The sequence below is a fragment of the Carnimonas bestiolae genome, assembly GCF_051251145.1.
Taxonomy (GTDB): domain Bacteria; phylum Pseudomonadota; class Gammaproteobacteria; order Pseudomonadales; family Halomonadaceae; genus Carnimonas; species Carnimonas bestiolae.
Genome location: NZ_JBPCZK010000011.1, coordinates 57,661 through 77,526, shown reverse-complemented (window position 1 = coordinate 77,526; position 19,866 = coordinate 57,661). Strand labels below are relative to the sequence as shown.

The window sequence follows — 19,866 nt, the reverse complement described above, 5'->3', positions numbered from 1 at the left end:
AACCGTTTAGCGCCGATGGTAGTGTGGGGATTCCCCATGTGAGAGTAGGTCATCGTCAGGCATTTATTCCAAACCCTCGATTGGTTAACACCAGTCGAGGGTTTTTCTTTGTCTAGAGGAAAGGCCGGAGAGCGCGGAGGCTGGCTGGTGAAGCGGCCACCGGCCGGAAAAACTCTTCCTGGAGAGAGTACTAGAGCACCGAGGCGTGCGTGAGTAGCAGGCACGCTCCGTGGTTCAATCTAAAGACTCCGTCAACGTCACTCGCCACGGTCGGCGAGCAAAAGCCGAGCAGGGCAATATAGCTCTCCCTATAAGACATGCGTTCACAGCTAACCCTATAATGCCTGTTCCTCATATGCGGTGCTCTTGCCGCCTCCATCATAGACATCGGTGACTTGTCATGATGCTTGCCGGCGGCTGTCGATAGCATGGTTCTTAATAGTCATGCCACGGGAAAAGGGCGCCATGTATCCTCCACCGAAGTGTTCTTGTTGGCTCAGCAACGAAGTAGCGTGAAGTCACCTCGTGAGGCTACTACCAGCGTGCGTAAGAGGCTCCGGGAGTGCTCACTAGGCTTCTCTATCATCCTTCCCCAAAAATCCCTTTACAGAGCAGCTATTTTCCAAGTGCTCGAATCATCCTAAATGCCACGATCACACAGCAATTTTGCGTTCCGAGTGACTGCTCTACCACACAGCAGTAATGAAAAACGGCGACGATCCAAATGGACCGTCGCCGTTTCGATAACGCGAGGAAGCGATCGTTCTCGATGTAACAAGCTAATCAGTTTGGGAATGGGGTTTGTTAAGCAAACTGTTAAGTTCGTCTCGATCCAGTGTGAGCTTATCAACCTTCAAATAAGCCAATCCCTCACTGCTTACCACCATCGCATCCGCAATACCAGGAATCTTTAGAAGTTTGGCCTGCAGTGCTGCTGGGGCCAGTGTTTGATGGACCGTACTTTCTATCTCGCTAGACAGGTGTTGAGGAGGGCGCATCGACCAGGCGCCCAGTAGCCAAAACAACGCAATCAATGCGACAAACAGAAAGACGACATTCGTTCCAAAGTAGCTGGCTACTAGGCCGCCGAGTGCCCCTCCGACCGTTGTACCCAAAAATTGACTGGTGGAATAAACGCCAAGAGCGGTTCCTTTGCCGCCAGCTGGGGCAGCCTTGCTAATCATCGAAGGTAGTACTGCTTCCATCAGATTGAAGGCGAAAAAGAATAGCCAAAGTAGTACCAACAGCCACCAACTCTCGGTTGGTAGCAAATACATGGCAGCTAGCGTGAGCACTAGCAGCATGATGTTGCCGATAAAGACGGGTTTCATCTTTCGATGTTTCTCCGCCACTATCACCAGTGGCGTCATCGCGACGAACGACGTGGCCATTAGCGGCAGATAAACCCATCCAGCTCCTTCGGTAGTGAAGCCCAGGCTACTAATCTTGATAGGAAGCGCTACGAACAACGCTGTGAAGATGCAGTGAAGCGAGAAAATCGCGTAATCCAGCCTCAGCAAGTCGCCACGGCGAAGAATGCCAGTAAGCTGGTGGAAGTCCATGCCAACATCTTTATGGGTGCGCACCGGCGCCGCGGGCACCAATACCCACAAGATAAGCATTCCAAGCATGGCCAGAAGAGCGGTCGCCAAGAACACGCCATCCAGGCCGAAGTAGTGTGCAATTATCGGCCCCACCACCATCGATAGGCCGATGGATATACCAATGCAAATGCCGATCACCGCCATGGCCTGAGTGCGCACCTCTTCGCGGGTACGATCAGCGACCAATGCCATTATTACACCCGAGATGGCGCCGCTCCCCTGTAAGCAACGACCGATGATTACGCCATACATGGTGGTCGACTGTGCGGCCACAATACTTCCGATCAAAAGTAGGCATAAGCCGAAAAAGATAATCGGCTTCCGTCCTACGCGGTCGGACAGCATGCCGAAAGGAATTTGCAACAGCGCTTGGGTCAAGCCATAGATGCCAAGTGCAATACCGACCATTGTGGGCGTGGCGTGGCGAAGGTGCTCACTGTAGATCGCCAGTATCGGTAGCACCATAAACAAGCCCAGCATACGTATGCTATACAGCAGAGTAAGGCCGCCAACTGCCTTGGCTTCATCAGGTTGAAATGTTCTATTTTTCATTGGGCACAACGGTGTTGGAAAAGAAAAGCTTGGTCGCGGTCTCGCGCGTGATGCTGGCGCTAGGGTAAGGGAAGAGCGCTGATGCTATTAATAGATTATGAGAATCGATCATGCAACGCTGATAGCAATTTATTCTTAATTTTTCAAATTAGCACGCTAATGGAAATATTTTTTACAATATCCAACAAAATCATAATGTTGCGGTGATATCGAAAGTTATTTCCATATTTCCATACAAAATGTGTGGGTTGAGAAATATGTGAAAAAAACTAAGAATAGCGCCCGTCGAAGTGCGGTTTGGTCCCGAAGCCGCGCATCGTTGGAAAGGGGCTCCCGTTCGACATTCGCTCTTATCACATTGGAGCGATGTTTCTCCGCATCCCTTAAATTTTTATTGGCGATGTCCGATAATGGAAAGCGGGAGATAAAATCGTGACCGTTCGTAATGCGGTACCGATACTCTGGTATGGCTGTGAGACTGGCTCTTCAAATGGGAATGGGCGTTGCTCCTGGAACCTTGTGAACAATAGCCGGCCAACACACCGCAAGTATCTTTCTGGCAAGCAAGGGGCATCAAGAGAGCAGAAGATGACGAGAAACTATTGGCAAAGCATCTACAAAGCACTGACCGTGTTTGGCGCGGTTTCTCTGCTGGGTGGTTGCGATGCAGCATTGCTGGATCCCAAGGGACCCATAGGCCTTGCTCAACGCAACATGATCATCACCGCATTTGTGGTTATGCTTCTCGTGGTGATTCCTGTAATCATCATGACTTTCTGGTTTGCGTGGAAGTATCGTGCGTCCAACAAGGACGCTACCTACTCCCCAAACTGGTCGCATTCCAACAAATTGGAAGCAGTGGTGTGGGGCGTTCCCTGCATCATTATTTTGGCGCTGTCGATCATCACCTGGCACTTCACCCATAGTCTGAATCCTCAGAAACCTATTGAATCTGACCAGCCGCCGCTGCAGGTTCAGGTGGTGTCATTGGATTGGAAGTGGCTATTTATCTATCCGGAGCTTGGTATCGCAAGTGTTAATGAACTTGCCATGCCTGCGAACAGACCGGTTCGCTTTAGTATAACCTCCGCTACCGCGATGAACTCATTCTTCATCCCTCAGTTGGGTAGCCAGATTTACGCCATGGGCGGCATGTCTAACAAGCTGTGGCTTGAGGCTAGCGAACCGGGTGTTTATCGCGGCACGGGTGCCAACTACACCGGTAATGGCTTCTCGGGAATGCAGTTCAATGCGATTGCTAAAACCCCTGAAGACTTCAACGCCTGGGTTGATAAGGTGAAACAGTCTGGCGAACAGCTAAGTGTTGATCGCTATAACCGGCTTGCCGAGCCCTCCATGCGTAATCCCGTAGAGTACTTCTCGGCGGTTCAGCCTCATCTGTACCAAACCGTTATGGATGAGACCGTGGGCAAAGGTCTGGAAGTTAAGACAGCTGGTGCTGGAGAGTAAAAATGTTCGGAAAATTATCTCTCGACTCAGTTCCGTATCATGAGCCTATCCTCATTGGTACGTTCTCGGTCGTCGCTGTTCTAGGTATAGCGCTGCTTGCGGCTATTACCTATTTCCGCAAGTGGGGCTATTTGTGGAACGACTGGATTACTTCAGTCGACCACAAGAAAATCGGTGTCATGTACATCGTGGTTGCCATCGTCATGCTGGTACGCGGTTTTTCCGACGCCATCATGATGCGCTTGCAACAGGCCATGTCCTCAGGGGGTGGTGAAGGTTATCTGCCGCCTCAGCACTATGACCAGATTTTTACTGCCCACGGCACCATCATGATTTTCTTCATGGCGATGCCCTTCATGATCGGTTTGTTCAACATCGTTGTGCCGCTTCAAATTGGCGCCCGCGACGTTGCATTCCCGTTCCTGAACAACATGAGCTTCTGGTTCACAGCGTTCTCCGCGATTCTGATCAACATCTCTCTGTTTGTTGGGGAGTTCGGTCAGGTGGGATGGCTGGCCTATCCACCATTGTCGGAAAGGGATTTGAGTCCTGGGGTCGGTGTCGATTACTGGATTTGGTCGGTGCAGTTATCCGGTATCGGTACGCTTCTGACGGGTGTCAACTTCTTTGCCACCATCATCAAGATGCGCGCTCCCGGCATGACGCTGTTCAAAATGCCTATCTTCACGTGGACTACCTTCTGTGCCTGCGTGATGATCATCGCGACCTTCCCCATTCTGACAGTGGTTATTACCCTGTTGGCGCTTGATCGTACGCTTGGTTTGCACTTCTTCACCAATGACCTTGGTGGCAACCAGATGATGTACGTCAACCTGATCTGGGCGTGGGGTCACCCTGAGGTTTACATCCTCATTCTGCCGGCGTTTGGTGTTTTCTCCGAAGTCACCGCAACGTTCTGTAAGAAACGCATGTTTGGTTACTCCACCATGGTGTGGGCTACCGTCGCGATTACCGTATTGTCGCTATTCGTCTGGTTGCACCACTTCTTCACCATGGGATCGGGCGCCAACGTCAATGCCTTCTTCGGCATCGCGACTATGCTTATCGCTATTCCGACAGGCGTTAAGATCTTTAACTGGCTCTTCACCATGTACCGTGGTCGAGTTGAGTTCACCACGCCAATGATTTACACACTTGGCTTCCTGGTAACCTTCTCCGTCGGTGGTATGACCGGTGTAATGCTGGCTAACCCGGCTGCTGACTTCGTGCTCCACAACAGCCTGTTCCTGATCGCTCACTTCCACAACGTTATCATCGGTGGTGTAGTGTTCGGTTATCTGGCAGGTCTTGCTTACTGGTTCCCGAAAGTCTACGGATTCAAGCTCAACGAGCGTCTCGGCAAGCTGTCTGCGCTGTGCTGGATCATCGGCTTCTGGTTTGCGTTCATGCCGCTTTACGCGCTCGGCTTCATGGGTATTACCCGTCGCGTATCGACCTTCGTTGATCCGACTCCGGCAATGCACGCAATGTTCATCATCGCGGCTATTGGCGCGGCCATTATCCTGGTAGGTATCCTTGCGTTCGTGCTACAGCTCGTAGTTGGATTTGCAGGCAAAAACAAAGACTACGATCTTACAGGTGATCCATGGGGTGGTCGTACACTGGAGTGGTCGATTTCGTCTCCGCCCCCGGACTATAACTTTGCGGTCATCCCTCAGGTTAAAGAGCTCGATGCCTTCTGGGATGAGAAAGAGAAAGGGGTCGCCTACAAACGTCCGGATCACTACTCTGATATCCATATGCCGAAGAATACTGTTGCCGGCCCGCTCATGGGACTATTCGGCTTCGTAATGAGCTTCTCGATCGTGTGGCATATTTGGTGGTTGGCGGCGTTTGGTCTTATCGCCACAGTGCTGACCTTCGTAATTCGTTCTTGCAGCGACGATACCGACTTCTACATCAAGAAGGACGAGGTTGAGCGCACCGAGAATGAACATTTCAAGAACCTTGAGAAGCAGCAGGCCTGATCCATGACTACCCAAACAATTCAGCACAATGATGCTCATGCCTCCGGGCATGAGCACCACGACACAATCTCATTGAGAGTGTTCGGGTTCTGGATTTACATCATGTCGGACTGCATCCTGTTCAGTGCGCTGTTCGCCACCTATGCGGTGATAGGGCACAACTTTGCAGGCGGTCCTTCAGGACACGATATCTTTGAACTCCCGTTCGTTCTCGTTGAGACATTTGTACTTTTGGCCAGTAGCTTCATGATTGGCCTGGCAATGCTGGCAGTTCACCGTGGTGACAAGAGCAAGACCCTGATTTGGCTGTTCCTTACGCTGATTCTCGGTGCGGTGTTCGTTGGCTTGGAGGTCTATGAATTCCATCACCTGATCGTTGAGGGCTTCGGTCCGCAGCGGAGTGGTTTCCTATCCTCATACTTTGGGTTGGTAGGAACTCACGGACTTCACGTTACAAGCGGTGTCATTTGGGCCTTGGTTCTGCTGTTCCAGATCGGCGCAAAAGGCCTTACCGAGAACAACATCTCACGCATCTCGTGCCTCAGCCTGTTCTGGCACTTCCTGCACATCGTGTGGATTTGCGTATTCACTATCGTCTACCTGACAGGGGTCCTATAAATGAGCAGCAATCACAATAGTGCCCACGGCTCACTGCGCTCCTATTCAGTTGGCCTGATTCTCTCCATCATTCTTACGGTTATTCCGTTTTACATGGTGATGAATCACTCTCTGTCCAGTAGCGGTGCGCTAATTGCAGTCATCTTCATCCTGGCTGTGGTTCAAATTGTCGTTCAGGCTGTTTACTTTCTGCATCTCAGCAAGGACGCAGAAGGTGGATGGAACATGCTTACCATGTGGTTCACATTGATGACGGTAGGTATCGTTGTCATTGGATCCATTTGGATCATGTTCCACTTGCACATGAACACCATGTCGTGAGTTGAAGTAATGAGATGTTGAAGAAATACCTGCTTGTTACCAAGCCGGGCATCATCTTTGGCAATCTGATTTCGGTAGCGGGAGGCTTTTTCTTGGCCTCCCGCGGCCGTATTGATGGAACGCTATTGTTGGTGACGCTTCTTGGCGTTGCTCTAGTGATCGCCTCTGGCTGCGTGTTTAATAACGTTATCGATCGCGATATCGACAGATTAATGGAGCGCACTCGTCAGAGGGCGCTCGTGAAAGGATTGATATCCCCACCAGTTGCGCTCGTCTATGCATCTGTACTGGGGTTGGCTGGATTTTCGTTGCTGTACTTCGGGGCTAACTTTTTGGCCGCGTTTTTCGGTGTTATCGGATTTGTAGTCTACGTCGGTTTCTATTCACTCTTTCTGAAACGGCAGTCCATTCATGGGACCTTGGTGGGTAGTATCTCGGGTGCCGTTCCGCCGGTCATAGGATACTGCGCGGTAACGGGTGTATTTGATTTGGGCGCCTTGCTACTGCTGTTGATATTCAGCATGTGGCAAATGCCGCACTCGTTCGCTATTGGCATTTTCCGTTACCAGGACTACAAAGCGGCCGGGGTTCCGGTGTTGCCGGTGGCGCGGGATCTGTCATCCGCGAAGCGGCAGATAATTGTCTACATCATTATATTCGCCGTCGTTGCGCTGCTGCTGAGTGCTGCTGGATATGCTGGATATGGCTACTTTGCGGTAACGCTTGGCATGAGTCTCTACTGGCTTTATTTGGCCCTGAAAGGGTTCGGGGCGACGGATGATGTTCGGTGGGCGCGAGGCGTGTTTGGGTTTTCCATCCTTATCGTCACTGCGCTCAGCGTAATGATGGCGCTCGATTTCCAGACTGACTCTGTGCTTGCCTCTCAGTCTAGTCCCGTCGCGTCTGTGTCTAATCCGATCCTGTAATTCCTTCCCTGTGTTTCACAAGCCCTGCCGTGCTATTTGGTGGGGCTTGTTCGCTTCTGCTCCAACGTTTGGTCTACCCTGTAGGAGAGTCTCACGTCATTGCGTCATATTGACGCAATGACGTGAGCTTTTTGGCTGCGCCGGTAGAATTGTGCCCGAAATTTAAATATTAAATACGTTCCGTGATCGTTGAGGAGACTGTCCATGTTTGGACTGGATGCTGTAGACCTTGCGAGGTTTCAGTTCGCCTTCACTGTCTCTTACCACATTGTGTTTCCCGCACTGTCCATCGGGCTTGCTAGTTTCCTGATGGCGCTTGAAGCTTTGTGGCTTAAGACAGGCAATGAGGTTTATCACGGGCTATACCGCTTTTGGATTCGTATATTCGCCGTCGGCTTTGGCCTCGGTGTAGTGTCCGGCGTGGTAATGGCCTATGAGTTTGGCACCAACTGGAGTGTGTTCGCCCAGCGAGGCGGCGATATCACAGGTGTGTTGCTAACCTACGAAGTACTAACCGCATTCTTCCTGGAGGCGGGATTCCTCGGCGTCATGCTGTTCGGTGAGAACAGGGTGAATCGGACCACTCACTTCCTCGCGACCTGCATGGTAGCCGTAGGCACGCTGATTTCTGCAACGTGGATCCTGATCTCCAATAGCTGGATGCAAACTCCTGCCGGGTATCATCTTGTCGATGGGCACTTTTTGCCGGCCGATTGGTTCAGCATCATTTTCAATCCGTCGTTTCCTTACCGGTTTGTGCACATGGTGCTGGCGGCGTTTATCTCCGTTAGCTTTTTGGTTGCTGGCGTTGGTGGCTATCACCTGTTGCGCAACAGCAAGGACCCTGCCGCTAGAACCATGGTTTCCATGGCGGTCTGGATGGCGATCGTGGCAGTGCCGATTCAGATTGTCGCTGGCGATATGCATGGCCTTAATACCCTCAGGCATCAGCCGGCCAAGCTGGCGGCGATGGAAGGGCATTGGCAGAACGAGCCAGGAGAAGGTGTGCCCTTGGCGCTGGTGGGATGGCCTGATATGTCGCAGGAGCGTAATCGCTTCTCCATTGAAATTCCGCATGTCGCTAGCCTGTATCTGACCCATACCTGGGGCGGCCAAATTAAGTCACTGAAAGATTTTCCCGCCGACGAACGACCAGACGTACCGTTAGTGTTCTGGACGTTCCGTATCATGGTAGGTATCGGCATGTTAATGCTGCTTACTGGATTGGTCGGAAGCTTCCTGAGATGGCGAGGCAAGCTCTTCACCACTCCCTTGTTCCTGCGTTGGATAACACTCTTTTCGCCCGCCGGTTTCATTGCGCTGATCGCTGGGTGGGTGACGACCGAAGCTGGGCGCCAGCCATGGGTGGTTTACGGCTTGATGCGAACCGTCAACGCCCATTCGCCGCTGTCATTTGGTGCGATGGCTGCAAGTCTGACCGGCTTTATTGTGGTCTATGCCATTATCTTCGCGATCGGAATCTATTACATCCTGAAGCTGATTCGTAAGGAGCCGCAAGGCGAGATGCCTTCTGGTGGGCCTGGACAAAACAGCACCCCTAAGCGGCCGTTCTCGGCTACGCTTGAAAGCTTTGATGACTGAGCCAGGAGAAAAGCATCATGTTTACTGACATGCCTATACTGCCGGTCATCTGGTTTGCGGTGATCGGTTTCGCAGTCGCTATGTATATTGTTTTGGATGGGTTTAGCCTGGGAATCGGAATTCTGTTCCCGTTTTCGAAGGGCGATGGCCAGCGCGATCTCATGATGGGGTCGGTGATGCCCGTTTGGGATGGTAACCAAACGTGGATGATTTTGGCGGGGGCGGGCCTCTACGGCGCTTTCCCGGTGGTATATGCGACTATCCTGCCAGCGCTCTACCTGCCTTTGGTGCTGATGCTTCTGGCGCTTATCTTCCGCGGTATCGCGTTTGAGTTCAGGGGTAAGTCACAGCGCTACCGGCACATGTTCGACCTGGCCTTCTCTGGTGGATCGATTGTCGCTACTTTCGCGCAAGGAGTGGTGCTTGGAGGTATTGTTCACGGGCTCCACGTGAGTAACGATCAATTTGCCGGTGCAACCTTTGATTGGCTCACTCCGTTTTCACTCTTCACCGGTGTGGCGTTGGTGTTCGGCTATGCCTCTCTCGGGGCGGGCTGGCTTGTGGTGAAGACGGAAGGCGAAACGCAAAACCTTGCCTACAAAGCCTTGCGTCCTCTTACATTGCTACTGTTACTAGCGATGGCGATTATCAGCGCATGGACGCCGCTTAATAACGGTGCAATCGCTGAGCGCTGGTTCTCTACGCCGAATGTGTACTACCTGAGCATTGTGCCAGTGTTGGTTATCTTGCTTGCGGTTAATATTTTCTTCGATGTGAGTGCTCGGCGCGAGAAGCTGATTTTTACCAAGCTGGTAATGCTTTTCATGCTGGGGCTGATCGGATTGGTTATCAGCTTTTTCCCCTATGTTGTGCCGCCTTCGGTCACGCTTTGGGACGCAGCCTCTAGCTCATCCAGTCAGCGCTTCTTGATTGTAGGTTATGCGGTTATCTTGCCAATCGTGCTAATTTACACGGCGTATAGCTACTACGTGTTCAGGGGCAAAGTGAAGCCAGGAAAGCTGCATCACTACTAATCCTGTTTGATCGTTTTATATTGGCCCCTTGAGCGAAACGCTTGAGGGGCTTTCTTTTGCACGGTTTGATGGGCGCGCGCCTCTTCTAATGCGGTAGACTGGGGAAATAGTTCTGTGGGGTTAGAGCATGGATTTGCGTGAGTTGATCAGTTTACTGAACGGTGAGTCTTACCGTTCCGGAGAAGAGCTTGGTGAGCGTTTCGGTGTATCTCGTACGGCTGTATGGAAGCAGCTGAAAAAACTCGATGCGTTGGGCGTGGAGCTCGATGCAGTGAGAGGGCGAGGGTATCGGCTCAAGCGCTCTGTGGAGATTCTAGACGGTAAGAGAATTGTCGAAAACCTCTCAAGGGAAGGGCGCCGCCGCTTGTCCCGGCTGTTCGTGGAGCTGGAAATTGATTCCACCAACACGTTGCTGCTAAGCCGTTTCAAGCAGGGTGCGGGTCACCAGGAGGTGTGCTTTGCCGAGCGCCAGTCGGCGAGCCGCGGGCGGAGAGGGCGAAGCTTTGAGGTGGCGCTAGGTAGCGGTCTCACGTTCAGTCTTGGTTGGCGTTTCGAGTGTGCCGCAGCGGCATTGGAAGGATTAAGTCTAGCTGCAGGAGTGGCTGTTGCTGATGCGTTCGCTGAACAGAATATCGATCTAATGCTGAAATGGCCCAACGATCTTTTGCAGCGTAACGCCGCCGGAGAAGTTGAGAAAGTCGGAGGGATTCTGGTCGAGCTGCAGGGAGATGCTGAAGGGCCTTGTGATGTCGTGATAGGCATAGGCTTGAATTTATTTGGTGCTCCCGCCTTACCCCCGGGGCAGGGGCTGCCGGCGGGGTACGTAGCAAGGCAGAACAGCAGCTTGAGTCGGAATGCGCTGGCCTCATCGCTTATTGAAAGCATCGGGGCAATGCTCGAAAGTTTTGCTAACAATGGCTTTGCGCCATGGCAAAGTCGATGGAATCGCCTAAACGCCCTGCAGGGCGAGAAAATTGTCGTTTATGCGGGAGGATCGTCTTATCAGGCCGAGTCTGGAGGGGTCGATGAGCACGGAGTGCTGGAGGTAATTACTGACTCTGGTGTTCAGCGGCTTTCGGGTGGCGAGGTAACTCTGCGGCCAATTAGTTAGAGGACGGTGGCGTTTTGGTGCTTCGGGTAACTTTTTAGTTGCGCTAAAAGTATCGTTTTGACAAAATGCGCCGCGTCTTCGATGCGGGGCTGCCCAAGCAAAAAGGTCCTTATAAGCGTTTGACAACGCGGCAAAAAGATGTAGAATTTGCCGCCACACAACGGAGAGGTTCCCGAGTGGCCAAAGGGAGCAGACTGTAAATCTGCCGCGAAAGCTTCGAAGGTTCGAATCCTTCCCTCTCCACCACTTTTGAGAATTCAGCCCGTTGGGCTGGAATCCTGGAAAGTTAGGCGGGCGTAGTTTAATGGTAGAACCTCAGCCTTCCAAGCTGATGGTGCGGGTTCGATTCCCGCCGCCCGCTCCATAGCAATACGCTTATGTAGCTCAGGGGTAGAGCACTCCCTTGGTAAGGGAGAGGTCGGCGGTTCAATTCCGCCCATAAGCTCCAATTTAAAAGGATGTCCGATCTCGGGCGTCCTTTTATTTTCCCAGTCTTGTTTGGCTGGGGTTGGGGGTTGCCAGTCGAGCAGTATTCGGCTAGGATAGCGCCCGCTCTTTCAGAGTAGAAAGAGGTACAGTTAGGCCAGTAGCTCAATTGGCAGAGCAGCGGTCTCCAAAACCGCAGGTTGGGGGTTCGATTCCCTCCTGGCCTGCCAGCCTTCCCCAGGTTGGTAGTTCCGGCGATAGTCTTTGTCGGTAAGAATTCAAGTTTAGCTATCGTCGCTTCAGGAGTTCGTCCATGAAAAATAATGCCGAAGTGCAGGCATCATCTCACTACGACGTTCCTAAGTGGGTGGTTGCATTTCTGCTTGTCGCGGTAGCGGTGGTTGGTAATCTTTATTTCGCTGACCAGCCCCTCTTCTACCGTCTTGTAGGCGTGGTAATTGTTGGTGGTTTGGGCGTATTTGTCGCCTTTACAACGTCGAAAGGGCGTCAGCTTATCGAGCTGGGTCGCAACGCGAAGAAGGAAATTCTGCGCGTGGTGTGGCCTACGCGTCAGGAGACCTTTCAGACTACGGCTATCGTTATTGCGGCGGTAGTAGTGGTGGGTTTGGTTCTCTGGTTGATTGATACTCTGCTTGGCTGGGCAGTATCCGGTCTTATTGGTTAGGAGTAATGCATGGCTAAGCGCTGGTACGTTGTTCACGCCTACTCTGGCTTCGAAAAACAGGTGATGCGTTCGCTAAAAGAACGGGTCAAGCTGCACGAAGTCGAGGATCTCTTTGGTGAGGTCCTTGTTCCCGTGGAAGAAGTCGTTGAAATGCGTGACGGCAAGCGTCGCAAAAGTGAGCGCAAGTTCTACCCCGGCTATGTGCTGGTTGAAATGGAGATGAACGACGTTAGTTGGCATCTCGTGAACGAAACGCCGCGCGTGCTTGGTTTTATTGGCGGTACGCCAGAGAAACCCGCTCCCATCACTGAGCGTGAAGCAAATCAGATTCTGCAGCGCGTTCAGGACGGTACAGAGAAGCCACGTCCCAAAACAGTGTTTGAGGCAGGTGAGACCGTTCGAGTGGTGGATGGTCCTTTTGCCGACTTCAACGGAGTCGTTGAAGAAGTGAATTACGAGAAGAGTCGCCTCCAGGTGAGCGTGCTTATTTTTGGGCGTGCTACTCCTGTCGAGCTCGAATTCTCTCAGGTAGTAAAAGACTGATTTTCCGTCGGATTGGCGGTACGCAAAGAGATGCGCCCTAGAGGCGCATTCTCTGTCATCGGGGAGCCGCAAGGCGCTATCACCCAAATGGAGTAAATCATGGCTAAGAAAGTACAAGCGTATATCAAGCTGCAGGTTGCAGCTGGTAAAGCTAACCCTAGTCCGCCCGTAGGTCCGGCGCTGGGTCAGCATGGCGTAAACATCATGGAGTTCTGTAAGGCATTCAATGCTGCAACTCAGGAAATTGAACCTGGGCTGCCTACTCCTGTCGTAATTACTGTCTATTCTGACCGTAGTTTCACGTTTATCACCAAAACTCCGCCCGCGGCGGTTCTGCTCAAGAAAGCAGCAGGCATCAAGTCTGGTTCTGGTGAGCCGAACAAGAAGAAGGTCGGTACGGTAACTCGCGAGCAGCTCGAAGAAATCGCTCGCACCAAAGAGCCCGATCTTACTGCATCAGATCTAGATGCGGCTGTTCGTAGTATCGCCGGTAGCGCCCGCAGCATGGGCCTGAACGTGGAGGGTCTGTAAAATGGCTAAATTGACTAAACGTGCCAAGCAGATCCGCGAGAAGGTCGAAGCAACTCGCGTTTACAGTGTCGATGAAGCAACGGCGCTGCTCGCAGAGCTTTCTACCGTGAAGTTCAAGGAATCTGTCGACGTATCTATCAATCTTGGCGTTGATCCGCGTAAATCCGACCAGGTTGTTCGTGGCGCTACCGTTATGCCTCACGGTACTGGTAACGATGTGCGTGTTGCGGTTTTCGCTCAAGGTGCTGCAGCTGATGCCGCTAAAGACGCCGGTGCGGAAGTCGTTGGTATGGACGAGCTTGCTGCCGAAGTTAAAGGCGGTCGCATGGACTTCGACGTTGTTATCGCTGCACCTGACGCGATGCGTGTTGTTGGTCAGCTCGGTCAGATTCTCGGTCCGCGCGGCCTGATGCCCAACCCGAAAGTAGGTACTGTAACTCCTGATGTGGCTACTGCAGTGAAGAACGCTAAAGCCGGTCAGGTACGCTTCCGTACCGACAAGAATGGTATTATCCATACCACTATCGGTAAGGTTGATTTTGCTCCTGAAGCGTTGAAAGGCAACCTCGAAGCACTTGTTGCTGATCTTAAGCGTCTGAAGCCCAGTACTTCCAAAGGTATTTACCTGAAAAAAGTCTCTCTCTCCAGCACCATGGGGCCGGGACTTACCATCGATCACTCTGCTCTGGCGTGATTGATATCCGCTGCCGGTCTATATGCCGGCAGCGGTACGTATTTACTCAGTAGATGCAGGCAAAATATGCTGGTCTGCTGGGTCTACCAAGCAATAACTTTGCGGTACCCGCGCCTTACGCCTTTGCAATCAAGGGTTGGGGTAGGGGGCCGTCAAAGACCGCAGGCGCTCCTTCGGGGCTTAATGGGAAGTATTCCTGCCTGCGCAGATGGTGTGGCATGCCAGCCTTTGGTTGGCTCCAGCCATCCCTCGCTCCAGGCGCAGCGCGATCATTCGTGTTGAGCACTGGGATCTGGTAACGCCAAAATTGTTGCGGTTGCGCACGATTTTGGATCAAAGGAGTGAAGACAGTGCCATTACGTCTCGATGGTAAAAAGGCGATCGTTGCTGAAGTCAATGAATCTGCCAAAGCTGCGCTCTCCGTTGTTGTTGCCGACTCTCGTGGCGTCACTGTTGAAGCAATGACCGACCTGCGTAAGCAGGCACGCGAGAATGGTGTTGAGCTGCGTGTTGTTCGTAACACTCTGGCTCGTCGTGCATTCGAAGGGACTCCCTACGAAGTGCTCAATGACACCTTTGTCGGTCCTACGCTGATCGCGTTCTCAAATGAGCATCCGGGCGCTGGCGCTCGCTTGCTGAGAGAATTCGCTAAGCAGCAGGAAAACTTCGACGTTAAAGCGCTGGCATACGACGGTGAGCTGATTCCGGCTGGACAGATTGATCGACTGGCATCGCTGCCGACGCTCGACGAAGCGCTGGCAAAACTGCTGTCGGTTATGAAAGAAGCCGCTGGCGGCAAACTGGCCAAAACGCTCGCTGCGCTGCGTGATAAGAAGCAGGAAGAAACAGCGGCATAAGCCCCTGTTTTACCGGCTAATATCCCGCAAAAGGGTGCAAACGTTAAAATTTACGCTTGAGCAATAGTTGCTCCGCAAAGTCTAGGAATGTAATCATGGCACTTAGCAAAGACGATATCATCAACGCTGTCGCTGAAATGTCTGTAATGGAAGTTGCTGAACTTGTTGAAGCAATGGAAGAGAAATTCGGCGTTTCTGCAGCTGCAGCCGTAGTTGCTGGTCCTGCTGGCGGCGACGCTGGCGGCGCTGAAGAACAGACTGAATTTGACCTGGTACTGACTGCTGCTGGTGACAAGAAAGTTAACGTCATCAAAGTTGTTCGTGAAATTACCGGTCTTGGCCTTAAAGAAGCTAAAGGTGCCGTTGACGGCGCACCGGCTACTCTTAAAGAAGGCCTTTCTAAAGAAGAGGCTGAAGCTGCGAAAGCTAAACTTGAAGAAGCAGGCGCAAGCGCTGAACTCAAGTAAGATAGCGGGCGTAGTAATGCACGCGTCCTAACTGGTCAGTGTGCTCGGCTGGTGGCGGTTTCCCGCCGCCGGCCTTTTTCCGTTACCACCTGAACTAGTTGTAAGTTGTTGTTTTGTTTGGGTGTTCGGTGGTGATTGCTCGCTAGCGCTAGCGAGATGTCAAACGGACTTCATTTCACGTGAAAGTGTCGTCCGAACGAATTTTCAACGGCGAGCCAGATGGGCTTGCCGTTGGCGCCTGGCGGGGCCGCCCGTCACTGCGTGCCGACCATGCCGGTCACTTTCGGTGAACAAGCTGGGGAATATTGATGGCTTACTCATACACTGAGAAAAAACGCATCCGCAAGGATTTCGGCAAATTGCCCCAAGTGATGGATGTGCCTTACCTTTTGGCCATTCAGCTTGATTCCTATTATGACTTTCTCCAGCAGGATAGACCGTCTGGCGAACGCCTCGACACTGGCTTGCATGCCGCCTTTAACTCCGTCTTCCCGATCGAGAGTTTTTCAGGCAATGCAGCGCTCGAGTATGTCAGCTATCGCTTTGGTACTCCTGCGTTTGATGTCAAGGAATGTCAGCTCCGAGGGGTAACCTTCGCCGCGCCTCTGCGCGTGAAGGTTCGCCTGATTATCTATGATCGTGAGTCTTCCAACAAAGCGGTCAAGGATATCAAGGAGCAGGAAGTGTACATGGGGGAAATTCCCCTCATGACAGAGAACGGTACCTTCATTATTAATGGTACCGAGCGAGTGATCGTATCCCAGCTGCACCGCAGTCCGGGCGTGTTCTTCGATCACGATAAGGGCAAGAGCCATTCCTCGGGCAAACTGCTCTACTCTGCCCGCATCATTCCCTACCGCGGTTCCTGGCTCGATTTTGAGTTCGATCCGCGCGATAACGTGTTTGTACGTATCGACCGTCGCCGCAAGCTGCCAGCGACGGTGCTGCTGCGCGCGCTAGGAATGAGCGGAGAAGAAATTCTCGACACCTTCTTCGAAACAAGCACGTTCCATGTCGACAAGTCTGGTTTCAGCATCGACCTGGTTCCCTCGCGTCTGCGCGGTGAGACGGCTTCTTTCGAAATTTCCGACAAGGACGGCAAGGTCATTGTCGAAGAAGGTCGCCGTATTACCCAGAAGCACATCCGTCAGCTCGAAAAAGCTGGCATCGAGCAGCTTTCAGTGCCGCTTGAATATATCGTCGGGAAAACGCTGGCGAAGGATCAGGTCAACCCCAAAACAGGTGAGTTGATCTGCGAATGCAACGCTGAGCTAACTGAAGAGCTCATTGAAGCAATCGGCGCTGCGGGTATTACTTCGTTCGAAACGCTATATACCAACGATCTTGATGCCGGCTCCTTCATTTCAGATACGCTGCGCGTCGATCCGACTAACTCCCAGTTGGAAGCGCTGGTCGAAATCTATCGCATGATGCGTCCTGGCGAGCCGCCCACCAAGGAAGCTGCCGAGTCGTTATTCAACAATCTGTTCTTCTCGGCCGATCGTTATGATCTTTCTGCCGTTGGCCGCATGAAGTTCAATCGTCGCCTGCGTCGTGAAAGCGATACCGGTTCTGGAGTGCTTGACCACGAAGACATCCTCGATGTACTGCGTGAGTTGATCAACATCCGTAACGGTTTCGGCGACGTCGATGATATTGACCACCTTGGCAACCGTCGTATCCGTAGCGTCGGTGAAATGGCGGAAAACCAGTTCCGTGTTGGTCTGGTGCGCGTCGAACGTGCGGTTCGCGAGCGTCTCTCCATGGCTGAAAGTGAAGGCCTGATGCCGCAGGATCTGATCAATGCCAAGCCGGTGGCGGCAGCGGTCAAGGAGTTCTTCGGTTCAAGCCAGCTCTCGCAGTTCATGGACCAGAACAACCCGCTCTCCGAGGTGACTCACAAGCGTCGTGTCTCCGCGCTCGGCCCAGGTGGTCTTACGCGTGAGCGTGCCGGCTTCGAAGTTCGAGACGTGCATGCGACCCACTATGGTCGTCTGTGCCCTATCGAAACGCCAGAAGGTCCGAACATCGGTCTGATCAACTCGCTGGCTACCTACGCGCACACCAACAGCTATGGCTTCCTCGAGACACCATATCGCAAAGTGGTTGATCGCCAGGTAACTGACGAAGTGGTGCAGCTGTCCGCTATCGAAGAGGGCGATTACGTTGTTGCGCAGGCCTCTGCGGCAGTCGACGAAAATGGCCGTTTGGTAGATGACCTGGTACAGGTTCGCCACCGCGGCGAGACCACCTTCATGTCACCTGAAAAAGTGACACTGATGGACGTGTCTCCGCGTCAGGTAGTTTCTGTCGCAGCAGCCCTGATTCCGTTCCTCGAGCACGATGATGCTAACCGCGCCCTGATGGGATCGAACATGCAGCGTCAGGCCGTTCCCACGCTGCGTGCTGACAAGCCGCTCGTGGGTACCGGAATGGAAAAATTCGTTGCGCGCGACTCTGGCGTATGCGCTGTCGCACGCCGAGGCGGCAAGGTCGACTCAGTCGATGCAACCCGCGTCGTTATTCGTGTCAACGAAGATGAATTGGTCGGCGGTGAGGCAGGTGTTGATATCTACAACCTGACCAAATACGTCCGTTCCAACCAGAATACCTGTCAGAACCAGCGCCCTGTTGTGCATCCGGGCGATCAGGTGGCGCGTGGCGACATTCTCGCAGACGGCACTTCAGTCGATTCTGGCGAGCTCGCGCTGGGTCAGAACATGCGCATCGCGTTCATGCCATGGAACGGTTACAACTACGAAGACTCCATGCTCATTTCGGAGCGCGTGGTTCAGGACGACCGCTTCACTACCATCCACATCCAGGAACTTACCTGCGTATCCCGCGACACCAAATTGGGCGCCGAGGAAATTACCGCAGATATTCCCAACGTGGGTGAGGCAGCGCTCAACAAGCTCGACGATTCCGGCATTGTTTATATCGGTGCGGAAATCAACCCGGGCGATATTCTGGTCGGCAAGGTCACACCGAAGGGTGAAACCCAGCTGACACCGGAAGAGAAGCTGCTGCGTGCCATCTTCGGCGAGAAAGCCTCTGACGTTAAAGATACCTCGCTGCGCGCCTCCACCGGCATGCGCGGTACCGTTATCGACGTTCAGGTGTTCACGCGTGATGGCGTAGAGAAGGACGAACGTGCGCTCGCGATCGAGAAGTCCCAGCTCGACGAAGTCCGTAAGGACCTTCAGGAGACTTATCGCATTGCCGAGAATGCCACCTTCGAACGTCTGCGTAGCTCGCTGACTGGTCAGAAGGTTAATGGCGGCCCTCAGCTCAAGAAAAACGACACGCTCGACGAAGCCTATCTTGACGAGCTCTCTCGCGATCAGTGGTTCAATCTGCGTTTGCAGGATGAGTCGCTGAACGAACTGCTCGCTCAGGCCAATGAGCAGCTCGAGAACCGTCGGAAAGAGATGGAAGAGCGCTTCGAAGACAAGAAACGTAAGCTCACTCAGGGCGACGATCTGTCTCCGGGCATGCTCAAGATCGTTAAGGTCTATCTGGCGGTCAAACGTCGTATTCAGCCGGGCGACAAGATGGCTGGTCGTCACGGTAACAAAGGTGTTATCTCGGCGATCAAGCCGGTCGAAGATATGCCATTCGACGAAAATGGCGTGCCGGTCGACTTCGTGCTTAACCCGCTGGGCGTACCTTCTCGAATGAACGTTGGTCAGATTCTTGAGACTCACTTGGGCATGGCGGCATTTGGCTTGGGTGCGAAAATCGATCGTATGCTCAAGGATGCACGAGGACAGCAGCTCAAAGAGATCCGAGCGTTCCTCGAAGAGGTCTACAACAAGTCCGGCGGTCGTCAGGAAGAACTCGACGAACTCAACGACGACGAGTTGATCACGCTAGCCAACAACCTGCGTAAAGGTGTGCCTCTGGCAACGCCAGTATTCGATGGCGCAGAAGAGGGCGAGATCAAAGGTCTTCTCAAGCTCGCCGACTTGCCAGAGTCCGGTCAGGTTACTTTGTACGACGGCTGCACTGGTGAGGCATTCGATCGCCCCGTCACCGTTGGTTACATGTACATGCTGAAGCTGAACCACTTGGTGGACGACAAGATGCACGCTCGTTCTACCGGTTCCTACTCGCTGGTTACTCAGCAGCCGCTGGGTGGTAAGGCGCAGTTCGGTGGTCAGCGCTTCGGTGAGATGGAGGTGTGGGCGCTCGAGGCTTATGGTGCCGCCTATACCCTGCAGGAAATGCTCACCGTCAAGTCCGACGATGTCGAAGGCAGGACGAAAATGTACAAGAGCATCGTCGATGGCGACCACACCATGCAGGCCGGCATGCCCGAGTCCTTCAACGTGTTGGTCAAGGAGATTCGCTCGCTGGGTATCGACATCGAGCTTGAATCCTGAGTGCTCGGCACTCGCCTGATTGATGACCTTTAATCTTATGGTCCGCAGGCCA

16 protein-coding genes and 4 tRNA genes are annotated in these 19,866 nt (G+C 52.9%); 19 read left to right on the top strand and 1 reads right to left on the bottom strand.

All coding sequences use genetic code 11. The features are described from left to right. Window positions 1-779: 779 nt before the first annotated feature. On the bottom strand, window positions 780-2,156 hold the full coding sequence (locus R84865_RS12045) for an MFS transporter (protein ID WP_435631941.1): 1,377 nt from the start codon (window positions 2,154-2,156) through the stop codon (window positions 780-782). Between the two features lie 432 nt (window positions 2,157-2,588). On the opposite strand from R84865_RS12045, the gene cyoA reads away from it, so the two are divergent. From cyoA to rpoB, 19 genes are all read left to right on the top strand, one after another. After that, window positions 2,589-3,626 (top strand): ubiquinol oxidase subunit II, encoded by a 1,038-nt coding sequence (gene cyoA, locus R84865_RS12040; RefSeq protein WP_435631940.1) that lies wholly within the window; start codon window positions 2,589-2,591, stop codon window positions 3,624-3,626. Window positions 3,627-3,628: 2 nt separating this feature from the next. Beyond that, on the top strand, window positions 3,629-5,614 hold the full coding sequence (cyoB, locus tag R84865_RS12035; RefSeq protein WP_435638154.1) for a cytochrome o ubiquinol oxidase subunit I: 1,986 nt from the start codon (window positions 3,629-3,631) through the stop codon (window positions 5,612-5,614). A 3-nt stretch (window positions 5,615-5,617) separates the two neighbouring features. Further along, window positions 5,618-6,232, top strand: coding sequence for a cytochrome o ubiquinol oxidase subunit III (gene cyoC / locus R84865_RS12030; protein WP_435639786.1), 615 nt, complete (start codon window positions 5,618-5,620; stop codon window positions 6,230-6,232). Continuing rightward, a complete protein-coding gene (gene cyoD / locus R84865_RS12025) occupies window positions 6,233-6,553 on the top strand; it encodes a cytochrome o ubiquinol oxidase subunit IV (RefSeq protein ID WP_435631937.1) in 321 nt (106 codons plus the stop codon). Between the two features lie 14 nt (window positions 6,554-6,567). Continuing rightward, window positions 6,568-7,479, top strand: a complete 912-nt coding sequence (cyoE, locus tag R84865_RS12020) for a heme o synthase (RefSeq protein ID WP_435639785.1) — start codon at window positions 6,568-6,570, stop codon at window positions 7,477-7,479. 204 nt (window positions 7,480-7,683) lie between these two features. Then, entirely contained in the window at window positions 7,684-9,081 is a 1,398-nt protein-coding gene (locus R84865_RS12015) for a cytochrome ubiquinol oxidase subunit I (protein ID WP_435638153.1), read from the top strand. Between the two features lie 17 nt (window positions 9,082-9,098). Continuing rightward, on the top strand, window positions 9,099-10,115 hold the full coding sequence (gene cydB / locus R84865_RS12010) for a cytochrome d ubiquinol oxidase subunit II (protein ID WP_435639784.1): 1,017 nt from the start codon (window positions 9,099-9,101) through the stop codon (window positions 10,113-10,115). 127 nt (window positions 10,116-10,242) lie between these two features. Next, window positions 10,243-11,226 (top strand): biotin--[acetyl-CoA-carboxylase] ligase, encoded by a 984-nt coding sequence (locus R84865_RS12005; RefSeq protein WP_435639783.1) that lies wholly within the window; start codon window positions 10,243-10,245, stop codon window positions 11,224-11,226. A gap of 162 nt (window positions 11,227-11,388) precedes the next feature. Then, a tRNA-Tyr gene (locus R84865_RS12000) sits at window positions 11,389-11,472 on the top strand. 44 nt (window positions 11,473-11,516) lie between these two features. Next, window positions 11,517-11,590: transfer RNA gene (locus tag R84865_RS11995), tRNA-Gly, on the top strand. A gap of 9 nt (window positions 11,591-11,599) precedes the next feature. Continuing rightward, window positions 11,600-11,674, top strand: a tRNA-Thr gene (locus tag R84865_RS11990). A gap of 132 nt (window positions 11,675-11,806) precedes the next feature. Then, window positions 11,807-11,882, top strand: a tRNA-Trp gene (locus tag R84865_RS11985). Between the two features lie 83 nt (window positions 11,883-11,965). Further along, window positions 11,966-12,337: a preprotein translocase subunit SecE gene (gene secE / locus R84865_RS11980; protein ID WP_435631932.1), complete on the top strand. Its 372-nt coding sequence runs from the start codon at window positions 11,966-11,968 to the stop codon at window positions 12,335-12,337. A 9-nt stretch (window positions 12,338-12,346) separates the two neighbouring features. Then, the gene (gene nusG, locus R84865_RS11975; protein ID WP_435631931.1) at window positions 12,347-12,880 is read left to right on the top strand and encodes a transcription termination/antitermination protein NusG; all 534 of its coding nucleotides are present in this window, start codon (window positions 12,347-12,349) and stop codon (window positions 12,878-12,880) included. A gap of 99 nt (window positions 12,881-12,979) precedes the next feature. Continuing rightward, window positions 12,980-13,411: a 50S ribosomal protein L11 gene (gene rplK, locus R84865_RS11970; RefSeq protein ID WP_435638151.1), complete on the top strand. Its 432-nt coding sequence runs from the start codon at window positions 12,980-12,982 to the stop codon at window positions 13,409-13,411. A 1-nt stretch (window position 13,412) separates the two neighbouring features. After that, window positions 13,413-14,105 carry a 50S ribosomal protein L1 gene (gene rplA, locus R84865_RS11965; protein WP_435639782.1) on the top strand — a complete coding sequence of 231 codons (693 nt, stop codon included), beginning with the start codon at window positions 13,413-13,415 and terminating at the stop codon, window positions 14,103-14,105. Between the two features lie 350 nt (window positions 14,106-14,455). Beyond that, window positions 14,456-14,962 carry a 50S ribosomal protein L10 gene (rplJ, locus tag R84865_RS11960; protein ID WP_435631928.1) on the top strand — a complete coding sequence of 169 codons (507 nt, stop codon included), beginning with the start codon at window positions 14,456-14,458 and terminating at the stop codon, window positions 14,960-14,962. Between the two features lie 95 nt (window positions 14,963-15,057). Then, window positions 15,058-15,429, top strand: a complete 372-nt coding sequence (gene rplL / locus R84865_RS11955; protein ID WP_025733369.1) for a 50S ribosomal protein L7/L12 — start codon at window positions 15,058-15,060, stop codon at window positions 15,427-15,429. A gap of 308 nt (window positions 15,430-15,737) precedes the next feature. Next, complete coding sequence (gene rpoB, locus R84865_RS11950; protein WP_435639781.1) at window positions 15,738-19,814, top strand: DNA-directed RNA polymerase subunit beta; 4,077 nt, start codon at window positions 15,738-15,740, stop codon at window positions 19,812-19,814. The last annotated feature ends 52 nt before the right edge of the window (window positions 19,815-19,866 follow it).